At 38.8% G+C, this 10,686-nt stretch carries 8 protein-coding genes; 2 read left to right on the top strand and 6 right to left on the bottom strand.

What is annotated here, in order from left to right; genetic code table 11:
* Window positions 1–22 precede the first annotated feature (22 nt).
* The 4 genes from ribBA to nrdR are packed head-to-tail and all read right to left on the bottom strand — an operon-like array spanning window position 23 to window position 3,401.
* On the bottom strand, window positions 23–1,132 hold the full coding sequence (gene ribBA, locus PVK62_RS09595; protein ID WP_274443908.1) for a bifunctional 3,4-dihydroxy-2-butanone-4-phosphate synthase/GTP cyclohydrolase II: 1,110 nt from the start codon (window positions 1,130–1,132) through the stop codon (window positions 23–25).
* 36 nt (window positions 1,133–1,168) lie between these two features.
* Complete coding sequence (locus tag PVK62_RS09590) at window positions 1,169–1,825, bottom strand: riboflavin synthase (RefSeq protein WP_274443909.1); 657 nt, start codon at window positions 1,823–1,825, stop codon at window positions 1,169–1,171.
* 3 nt (window positions 1,826–1,828) lie between these two features.
* Window positions 1,829–2,950, bottom strand: a complete 1,122-nt coding sequence (ribD, locus tag PVK62_RS09585; RefSeq protein ID WP_274443910.1) for a bifunctional diaminohydroxyphosphoribosylaminopyrimidine deaminase/5-amino-6-(5-phosphoribosylamino)uracil reductase RibD — start codon at window positions 2,948–2,950, stop codon at window positions 1,829–1,831.
* A 1-nt stretch (window position 2,951) separates the two neighbouring features.
* Window positions 2,952–3,401, bottom strand: coding sequence for a transcriptional regulator NrdR (gene nrdR, locus PVK62_RS09580; RefSeq protein ID WP_060993574.1), 450 nt, complete (start codon window positions 3,399–3,401; stop codon window positions 2,952–2,954).
* Window positions 3,402–3,662: 261 nt separating this feature from the next.
* Between nrdR and PVK62_RS09575 the strand changes: the two genes are divergently transcribed.
* Together PVK62_RS09575 and PVK62_RS09570 are read left to right on the top strand one after the other, a co-directional pair.
* Complete coding sequence (locus PVK62_RS09575; RefSeq protein ID WP_274443911.1) at window positions 3,663–3,815, top strand: hypothetical protein; 153 nt, start codon at window positions 3,663–3,665, stop codon at window positions 3,813–3,815.
* A gap of 78 nt (window positions 3,816–3,893) precedes the next feature.
* On the top strand, window positions 3,894–4,220 hold the full coding sequence (locus tag PVK62_RS09570) for a hypothetical protein (protein ID WP_274443912.1): 327 nt from the start codon (window positions 3,894–3,896) through the stop codon (window positions 4,218–4,220).
* 80 nt (window positions 4,221–4,300) lie between these two features.
* On the opposite strand, the gene PVK62_RS09565 is transcribed toward PVK62_RS09570, so the two are convergent.
* A complete protein-coding gene (locus tag PVK62_RS09565; RefSeq protein WP_274443913.1) occupies window positions 4,301–9,013 on the bottom strand; it encodes an SslE/AcfD family lipoprotein zinc metalloprotease in 4,713 nt (1,570 codons plus the stop codon).
* Window positions 9,014–9,256: 243 nt separating this feature from the next.
* Complete coding sequence (gene glyA / locus PVK62_RS09560; RefSeq protein WP_130044725.1) at window positions 9,257–10,507, bottom strand: serine hydroxymethyltransferase; 1,251 nt, start codon at window positions 10,505–10,507, stop codon at window positions 9,257–9,259.
* Between the last annotated feature and the right edge of the window lie 179 nt (window positions 10,508–10,686).

The following is a 10,686-nucleotide window of genomic DNA, read 5'->3' as shown; positions in this document are numbered from 1 at the left end:
ACAATTGAGCCCATCAAGACGCTTATTTTGAAACGTATTCAACCACATTAAGGCCAAAGCCTGATAATGAATGGTAACGCTTTGAAGATGATGATAACAGACGCATATCAGAAATCCCCATGTCCGCTAAGATTTGAGATCCAACACCGACACGGCGCGACGTGCCTTGTTTCTTCGCCATCGTAGGTGCTTCACCACTATCTTGACGTTCTAATACTTTGATTTTATGTATAATACTATCGGTTGATTCTTCATTCCCTAAGATCACAAGCACACCACCTTCATTGGCAATTCGTTGCATTGCCATTGGTAATGTCCAGCTGCGTTCAGCACAGCGATCAGAATGAAGAATATCAGTAAACGTATCTTGAAGATGCACACGAACTAATGGCGCAGTACCTGATGTATTTTCTTTCTTCATTGCATAATGAAGTTGATTATCAATTGTGTCACGGTAAGTCACTAAATCAAAATCACCAAATTCTGTTGGTAATTTACACTCAGCAACACGCTCAATCGTGGTTTCATTATCATTACGGTATTCAATTAAGTCTGCAATTGTGCCTAACTTAATATCATGCTTTTCAGCAAATACTTCTAAATCAGGACGGCGAGCCATTGTGCCGTCATCATTTAGGATCTCAACAATCACGCCTGCAGGCTCAAAACCAGCTAAACGCGCTAAGTCACAACCGGCTTCAGTGTGTCCAGCACGAGTTAGTACGCCGCCTTCTTGGGCTGCAAGAGGGAAGATATGGCCAGGTTGAACTAAATCTGCCGCCACTGCGTTTTTTGCTACTGCTGCCTCAACGGTACGAGAACGGTCAGCTGCTGAAATCCCCGTAGTTACGCCTTCTGCAGCTTCAATAGATACCGTAAAGTTAGTTGTAAACTGGGCATTATTGTCTTGCACCATTGGTGGAAGACCTAGCTTTTCACAACGATCTTTCGTCATCGTAAGACAAATTAAACCACGACCGTGTGTTGCCATGAAGTTGATTGCTTCTGGCGTGATTTTTTCTGCTGCAATGATTAAATCGCCTTCATTCTCTCGATCTTCGTCATCCATTAAGATAACCATCTTACCTAAACGAATATCTTCAATAATGTCTTTTGCTGAGCTAATTGCCATGTGAAATACCTTTAATATATTAGTTAGGTTAAGTGGTTAATTTAAGAAACCAGATTTTGCCAAAAGATCCATCGTAACAGAAGACTCAGGTTGCTCTTCTTTCTGTCCGATCACAAGTCTTTCTAAATATCGAGCAATGACATCCACTTCTAGGTTCACTTTTTGACCTACAGAGAAATTGTCCATTGTTGTTTCAGCTGCCGTATGAGGTACAATCGTCAGCTTAAATGCATTTTTACGTAAATCATTAACCGTTAGACTTATGCCATCAACCGTTATAGATCCTTTTTCCACAACATACTTGGCTAGATTCTGTGGTAACTGAATCCAAAACTCAACCGCTCGGCCTGTTTGATGGCGTTCAATAATTTCACCAACCGCATCAACATGACCAGAGACAATATGACCACCAAAGCGAGTGGTTGGTAACATGGCTTTTTCAAGATTCACTTTATCGCCCGCTTTGTAATCAACAAAACCGGTACGCTTTAAAGTCTCTAATGATAAATCAGCAGTATAGGTATGCTCAGTCATCGCAACAACCGTTAAGCACACACCGTTGGTGGCAATGCTATCTCCAAGCCTTACATCGCCCATATCTAATTTACCAACATTGACGGTAACACTAATGTCTTCACCTTTTGGAGTGATAGCCTGAAGTGTTCCTATTGACTCAATAATTCCTGTAAACATCTGTTACCTTACTATTTTTGCTGTAATACGAATGTCTTTTCCGACCATTCGAACATCCGTTATATCTAAATCTATCGCTTCAGACATTGCTTTTAATCCAACTAGATTTAATAAACTGCGTCCATCAGCTCCCATTAACTTAGGTGCAAGATAAATAATCAGTTCGTCCACAAGATCCGCTTTTATCATGCTTGCTGCTAATGTTGCACCCGCTTCAACCCAGATATGATTAACATTGTAAGCCTTTGCTACTTTATCAATAATTTCAGATAAGTTGAGTTGACCCTCTTCAGTAACATTACAATGCAAATGATTCTCTTGTGGTGTTATAGAGTGAGTATATTGAGAAGAAGCAGTAACAACCTCTCCCTCTGTCATAAATAACTTAAGTTCAGGAGTTAACTGGTGTTGGCGATCTAATATGATACGTAAAGGCTGTCTTACTGCGTCTTCTTGGTAGGATTTTTGTATCGAGGTAGGGAAGTCTTCCCAACGAACATTCAACGAAGCATTATCTTCCATCACCGTTTTCGATGTAGATAAAATCGCTCCCGATTGAGCGCGATAACGTTGAACATCTTGTCTCGCTTCTTTTGAGGTTATCCATTGACTCACCCCATTTTCTAAGGCGGTTTTTCCATCAAGGCTGGCTGCCATTTTTAGCTGAACAAACGGTTTTCCGGTTTCCATTCGTTGTAAAAATGAAGGGTTTAGGGCTCTAGAGTCTGCTTCTAATAAACCTGATGCGGTTTCAATGCCAGCAGCATTTAACATGGCTAAACCTCGTCCTGCGACTTGAGGGTTTGGATCGACCATGGCGCAAATAACTTTACTTACTCCTGCGTTAATTAACCCTTCAGCACAAGGCGGAGTTCTTCCATAATGAGAACAAGGTTCTAACGTAACATACGCAGTAGAACCTTTAGCCTTACCACCCGCTTGACGCAATGCATGAACTTCCGCATGCGGGTCGCCCGCTTTTAAATGTGCCCCCTCTCCAATAATCTGCCCATCTTTAACCAACACACAACCAACATTTGGGTTTGGGGCGGTGGTATAAATACCTTGCTTTGCCAATAAAATGGCCTTTTGCATCATTTGGTGATCTTGGGAGGTAAATTTCATGTTATTTCTCTAATTTTGCGATTTCTTCACCGAACTCTTTGATATCTTCAAAACTACGATAAACCGAAGCAAAACGTATATATGCCACTTTATCAAGTTCTTTCAATTGGTCCATAACCAGATTACCAATCATATCTGATGGTACTTCTCGCTCACCCGTTGCTCGTAATTGAGATTTAATGGTATTTAATGCTAACTCAACTAAATCGGCGCTAACAGGACGCTTCTCTAATGAACGATATAACCCACCTGACAGTTTATCTTCATTAAACGGTTCACGATTACCATTTGATTTTATCACTTTTGGCATGACTAACTCGGCGGATTCAAAGGTAGTAAATCGCTCATTACACGCCAAACATTGTCGACGACGACGAACTTGATGGCCATCAGAAACCAATCGCGAGTCAATGACTTTCGTATCTGTTGCGCTGCAAAATGGACAATGCATAGTTGCCTCCTCTATTTTTTATTTAGTGTACAAGAAAAGCAGAACGGTGCCTATGCTCAAGTGCTTAAGCAACGATATATGTTAGTATTATGTCAATAAAAAAACACTAAGTAACTAAAGTATCAATATATATTGCCTATGTGATTAAACACATCTATTTTTATTATAAGGCTACCTATTGCATTATCTATTTTAAAAAACATCAAATACCGATGATTAGTTATATCGTGATTACCTAACCAGCTCTCGGAGAATTTATTAATGGAACGTATTTCATTACCACTTCAAACGGCTGATACCATGCTCTCTCAAACTCTTAACGTATCTGAAATTTTAGATACGATTACTGCGGTATCTGAGCAAACAATGGCTGAGTTAACCTCTCAAATTAACACCATTAAGGTTTCGCTCTGATTTATTAGATTGAAACTCGCATTCAGTAGATATACACGATATATTTATAAGATAATGTAACTTAGAGGAATGATCATAATGAAAAAAATCAGTTTAGCCTGTGTATTTGCACTCGTTTTAGCCGGCTGTAGCAGTGCACCAAAGCAACAAGACAATTATCAAGATGCTTCTTTTGAGCTATGTAATACTGAGGTAAAAGTCTATTCAGTTAGTGATGATGGACGTGTTCGTATCATTTGTAGCGATGGTTCTAAATTCCAACTAAATAATGAAAAAACACTCGATGTCATGCGTGATATTAACGTTGATTACTGTACAGGTGAAGGTCTAGGTAAGTTTAATGAAACAAGCCGTTACTATACTTTCCAATGTAAATCTGGCGCGTTGATTAATATTAATAAGTAAGTCTTTATTTAATTTACTTACTGATAGTAAAAAGCCCTCGATCTATATTAGAACGAGGGCTTTTTTATTTCGCTTACTTATTAATGAAAGTATGGAACTTGAGGTAACATTACTTCTTTTGATTTAGTCGCATTGATTGTTAATGGCGATGTTTTCGCTGTGACGATAACACCTTGATTACGCATATCTTTCATAACAGCTAAAGCTGATCCAGAAATACCTACAGAATATTTATCACCGCTTTGCAGTGTCACTTTCGATTCACCAAACTTCCATGTAGTAAAGAACGTTTCAATATCCTTACCCGTTAAGAAAGATGAACAGATCATCATCATATCTTGATTAGATAATGACTTTGACTGAGCAAACTCTGATGAGCAATAATTCGTTTGACCTTTTTTAGGACCATCGACAAAAAACGCTGGCATACGAGCGGCACGGTGTAAGTATTTATAAAAGTTCCAACCTTGATCGTATTGACCAGATTCATTTTTATTATAAATGCTACGCTCTTCTGCTAACTTAGCTTCAGATTCCCATAGAGCAATATCAAAGCTATCTTCTGCCCAAACCTTTAGCTGACCAAAGAAATTTAAACGATCGGCATTGGTGCCATCAGCCCACGGATGCTCTCCATTTGCCCACTCTGTTGCATTCTTAATTGATACTTTAATACGTGGCATATCACCAGTATTACGATCTTGAGTATAAAGTGCTAATACATTATTAGCCGTTTCACCAGCCCCTGCAACATTTAACCAATTTGTCGCTTGGTTATGACCGATTTCATGGCCTAACATCCAATTATCAGTTGCTTTAAATAACGATGATTTTTGACGAGGGAAACTCGTACTCATTACTGGATAGCCAGAGTGTGCAGAACCAATTGAGATTTGAATATCATCTACCAAACGCATATTTTGATATTCCAATCCTGATGCAGCATCAGTAAACATAGAGTGAATACCAGAGACTTCATCACGACCATAAAACTCATTAACCCCAATGGTAAACAGATCAAATTGTTTGGTCATCTCTAAAACATCCGCCTCTGAGTGTCCTTTAATACCTGCCGTTGTAGTTGTATAGCTGAAACGATTACCAACAATCTCAGTAATAGGTGCATCACTTTCACTTGGTGATGTAATCCATGAACCTTCTGTTGCTGATGTCATTGTAAACATTGGCGCCGCTATAGCTGAACCACTAAAGTTAACCTCTACTGATTCAGCAGAATTAACCGTAATATAAACCGAACCACCATAAGGCACTTTAAATCCGGCTTCAGCTTCCACATCATTAAAACTCATGCTCACTCGAGGTGGACGGTTAAGCGCCATTTCATGATTTATACGGCCTGTTAAGTTATCCGCCATAGCAACCATAACAGAATCACTTACACTTAAACCGCTTATATAAGCAACTTCACGAGCAGGGATCCACACACCAGCTGATTGACGAGAACCTTTATGAACAGTAATCGTTTTAGCTGGCGTTGTTACTGTTGCTACGCCTGGATAATTACGTACATCAACCTGAACGCCACGATCTTCAGCTGCTCCATTCTTCGCATCGACATCAAAATATGAGCGTCCTAGCATCATTCGTGTTAGTGGTTTTTCCATATAGTTTAATGGGTAAGATGGGTTTAATTTATTTACTCCATCAACCGTTACTAAGAACCCTTTTGCTAACATTTCAGCCTTTAGCGCTTCAGGACAAACAATTACATTATCTGAACTTGGATTACCATAAGTATCATGTGAATAACAATTTAAGAACTCAACCACCGTTTTATGGCCAAACTCGTCCTTAGTTGAGCTATCGTAACGATATTGCTCGTTATTCCACATCCAAGCAGATAAATTGTTATAAATACGGTCTACATCAATACCACTCAAACGAACACCGTTTATACCACCAGAACGATAATACAGCTCATGCTGATAAAGTTCCGTTAGATTAGTGCCCATATTCGCAGCTTCAATCATCGCATTTGATACCTCTTTACTCATTGGTAAACGAGCATAAGCTTGCACCATATCATTAGCGCCAGGATACGTTGTTTTAGAAATAGGGATGCCATTACCTTCACGGCGTTCGATACAATCTAACTGATATTGATAATCACTATTTGTACACATAGGCACGCCATAAATAGTTTGAACATCAGATGTCCATTTATCTAATCCGTCTTGAGCTAGCTTGTTTAACTTAGTATCAATACAAGCCTGTACAGCATCATCAACTAAATCAGGTTGTTGTTGACATTCTTTAGTTGCATTATGACGATTTTCGTCTCTCACTTGCTGAGGGCGATATAATGCACGAAGAATCGCTTTATTATTAATAGATTTATCACCCCAAGAATACGTATTTGTGTCTTCATTGTACTTATATCCTTTCTCAGGGATATTGTTAGCATCGACTGAAGTTGCTTCAAATGCTAGGCCTTCTAATACATACACTTCTTCGGTATAAACAGGACGAAGTGACGTACTACCTTTACCCACTTCTGCAATAAAGTTACTTGGTAGTTTTCCTGCAAACTTCACGACATTATTACGACCAATAGAGCTGATCCCTGCCGTATCTAAAAATCGACCTAACATAGGTAAATCACGATTATATAGACTCTCCATAATCAACACGCTACCGCCTTGATTAACATAATCAATTAATGCATTTACGTCATTATCATCGATTAATGGTGCCTCATAATCTGGACGGTCTGGATTTCGATCTCTTACTGGGTAGGCTTGTAGAATATAAATAGGATTGGTATCTACATTTAGACTTTGAGGTGAAATACCCGATTCCATCGTCATGCCTAAATCCGTAAATTTAGAATTTAACTCAAATGAATAACTATTGAATCCGTGTATTTGAGAAAAATAACCATCAACACGATTGGTCGCAATATTAATACCTCTGTTATCTGTATCTAACCAGCCTAGTGCATTAACAAAGAAATTAAACATATCAAGACTGTCTGTGGTGCCATTCCCATTAGCACAAACTCCATCGTTACTGATTGAATTATAACTATAATTTTCAGGGCAAACTAAAATAGAGTTATATAAGGAATTACCAAGTACTAAAACTTTACCTTCTCCAATTTTTCCTGAAACCACAAATGGTAATTCAAACGTTGCTGTTTCCTTATTCATCTTATATGAACTTTCAACAGAATCAGCTGCAACTGATTGGCCTTTTAAATTCCAATGCGTCTTATTTTTCGCATCAATGTAGGTCGGTGTAGTTAATGAGTTATCCGTTAAATCAAAAAATGGTCGGCTAAATTTATCGGTTACCGCTAATTGACCAAATGGAATATAAGCATTTAGATCACTGCGAGGCATGACTACCGGTGCTGCATTATTATCAATATTAATGAAGGTAGCTGCGTGAGGACTCGGCAAGCGATAACCATCATTTTGATTACCAAAAACATGGAAATGAGTTACGTCATTCTTAACGTCCGCATCATTTTGCCCCATCATGGTTAATAGTGCTTGAGAGGCTGTTTCAGCACGACTCATACTACGCATACTTACATAAGGTGAGAACGTATAACTATCAGCATTAATCGGCGTCAATTCTAATGAAGAAACGATATCAAATGCACTACCACCATCATTAAATTGAGCGATAAATTCATCTTCAATCTTTGGAGGCGTGCCAAAACTTGGATCAAAACTTGATGTATCAGCATTCACCAAGTTCATGTTAATTAACTCAACAATATTATTCGACTCTAAAGCAAAACGATTATGTACGTCTTCTTCTATAGTCCAAGGTGCTGAATGGCTTTTATCAAATTGTTTAATCAGGTTTTCAACATTCTTTGATTTACTTGGATCAGCAGCTAAAGCACCAAGTTGAATATCTAACCCTTTAGCTTTAATTGAACCCAATGTTAATGCTTGAATACCAAAAGTAACGTCATCACCCCAGTTATATTCAAATAAACCATTCTTGTCTGTTTTACCACGATATGTCGGACCATAATATTCCACACCAGCAACAGGCTGACCATCAAACACTAATTTTGATACTTCTGGAATAGCCACTTCTGGTACATAAGCATATTGTTTTTCTGCATTTGAACTCACAATACCACTACTACCAGTAACATCATCAGATCCAGGAGTGATTTCCGGTTCGACATCAGTTCCATGCCCAGGCTCTACACCTACGGGTTTATCGTCTTTTAGATAACTAATATTTTGCATTAAAAAATCATTTTCATTTTTCGTTAATGCTTCAGTCTGGTGCTTAGCAAAATTTATTGTGCTCTCTTCACCATCAATAAACTGATAACCATTCGAGTCAACACCATCAGCATCGACGGTGCTTAATAATGACTGAATATTTGCTAAGGCATCATTATTATTTTCTTTTTTAAGAGAAGAGGTATCACCACTTAATTCAAGAGGTAGACTGATTATATTTGATCTTGTTGCAGAAAGGTCAAATGTAGATAAAGGAGTATTACCAATAAAACACGCAATATTTAATGGTAGTGAGTCATCTTTATACTCAAGAGCAACAAGTCCGGCATTATCAGATTTAATCCCGTCACACGTAGCACCAACTATAGGTTTCGAACCGCTAGTTAATGTAAAACGGTATGGGATACTTTCTGGTTCTGGTTCTGGTGTTGTTGTTGGAGGAGTAATTCCACCGTCACCACCAATATCTGGAGTCGTTCCATTTATACTTATATCTTCTTGATTACAGCCAGCAAGCAGCATTGATATTAACGATGCTAACAATAATTTTTTACTCATGATCCAACCTTTTAAAAGTGCCGAAACAAACGTTCAGTTCACTGAGATCGAAACATATCACAACTTTTTTACTTATTCTCAAAAATAATACAGAAATAGAATTAAAATCATGAACCTGAAATATTTTTCTACAGACATGGTAAATTACCTGTACTTTATTTCACTCTTAATGTTCTAAATTTCCAATAAAAAAGGCTAGCCCATAATAGGCTAGCCTTTTAAAGTTAATCTCGAGAAAAAGTATTAAGCGTATACAGGTAGACGCTTACAGATCTCTAACACTTTTGCTTTTGTTGCTTCGATAACAGACTCATCACCCATGTTGTCTAGAATGTCACACATCCAGCCAGCAAGTTCTTTCGCATCAGCTTCAGAGAAACCACGACGAGTGATAGATGGAGAACCTACACGGATACCAGAAGTAACAAACGGGCTACGCGGATCGTTTGGTACAGAGTTCTTGTTAACGGTAATGTTAGCTGAACCTAGTGCCGCATCTGCTTCTTTACCAGTGATGTCTTTGTCGATTAAATCAACTAGGAACAAGTGGTTTTCAGTAGAGCCTGAAACGATGTTGTAACCGCGAGCAAGGAACTCTGCAACCATCGCTTTTGCGTTAGCAACAACACGTGTTTGGTATTCTTTAAACTCAGGCTCCAGTGCTTCTTTAAATGCAACCGCTTTACCAGCGATAACGTGCATTAGAGGGCCACCTTGACCACCAGGGAATACTGCTGAGTTTAGTTTCTTGTAAAGATCTTCGCCTTCATTAGAAAGGATAAGACCACCACGAGGACCAGCCAGTGTTTTATGAGTCGTTGTTGTCACTACGTGTGCGTGTGGTACTGGGTTAGGGTAAACACCAGCGGCAATAAGACCCGCTACGTGAGCCATATCTACAAAGAAGTAAGCGCCAACTTTGTCTGCGATTTCACGCATACGTGCCCAATCACATACTTGAGAATAAGCAGAGAAACCACCGATGATCATCTTAGGTTTATGTTCTACTGCTAGTGCTTCCATTTCTTCGTAATCAATTTGGCCAGCTTCATCAATACCGTAAGGAATGATATTATAAAGCTTACCAGAGAAGTTTACTGGCGAACCGTGAGTTAAATGGCCACCGTGAGCAAGGCTCATACCTAGCACTGTATCACCAGCATTTAGTAGTGCCATATAAACAGCGTTGTTCGCTTGAGAACCAGAATGTGGTTGTACGTTTGCGTATTCTGCACCAAACAATTCACATGCACGGTTGATAGCTAATGTTTCAACTTTATCAACAAACTCACAGCCACCATAGTAACGCTTGCCAGGATAACCTTCTGCGTACTTATTTGTTAATTGTGAACCTTGAGCTTCCATCACTCGTGGACTAGTGTAGTTTTCAGAAGCAATCAGCTCGATATGCTCTTCTTGACGTACTGTTTCTTCCTGGATTGCTGCAAACAAGTCTGCATCGTAATCGGCAATGTTCATATCACGCTTAAGCATCTGTATCTCCTGACTCAGATAAATATAAAACCCAAAAATAGCCCAACAACGCAAACGATTACGTCACTAGTCTTAACTGCAATGTATTCTACATAATTTGATCTGGATCAGATACCCTAAATTGTATGTTTCTTTGTTATTTTTGTTGCGAATTACTCATTATCAACATGAATGATACT

Source organism: Aliivibrio sp. S3MY1 (assembly GCF_028765575.1).
Taxonomy (GTDB): Bacteria; Pseudomonadota; Gammaproteobacteria; order Enterobacterales; family Vibrionaceae; genus Aliivibrio.
The sequence above is the reverse complement of the archived record's forward strand: the minus strand, read 5'-3'. Positions and strand labels throughout refer to the sequence as shown.

Coding starts and splice junctions, on each gene's coding strand:
- ribBA (WP_274443908.1), bottom strand. CDS start 1,132: ATGGCAATTAGCTCAGCAAAAGACATTATTGAAGATATTCGTTTAGGT.
- PVK62_RS09590 (WP_274443909.1), bottom strand. CDS start 1,825: ATGTTTACAGGAATTATTGAGTCAATAGGAACACTTCAGGCTATCACT.
- ribD (WP_274443910.1), bottom strand. CDS start 2,950: ATGAAATTTACCTCCCAAGATCACCAAATGATGCAAAAGGCCATTTTA.
- nrdR (WP_060993574.1), bottom strand. CDS start 3,401: ATGCATTGTCCATTTTGCAGCGCAACAGATACGAAAGTCATTGACTCG.
- PVK62_RS09575 (WP_274443911.1), top strand. CDS start 3,663: ATGGAACGTATTTCATTACCACTTCAAACGGCTGATACCATGCTCTCT.
- PVK62_RS09570 (WP_274443912.1), top strand. CDS start 3,894: ATGAAAAAAATCAGTTTAGCCTGTGTATTTGCACTCGTTTTAGCCGGC.
- PVK62_RS09565 (WP_274443913.1), bottom strand. CDS start 9,013: ATGAGTAAAAAATTATTGTTAGCATCGTTAATATCAATGCTGCTTGCT.
- glyA (WP_130044725.1), bottom strand. CDS start 10,507: ATGCTTAAGCGTGATATGAACATTGCCGATTACGATGCAGACTTGTTT.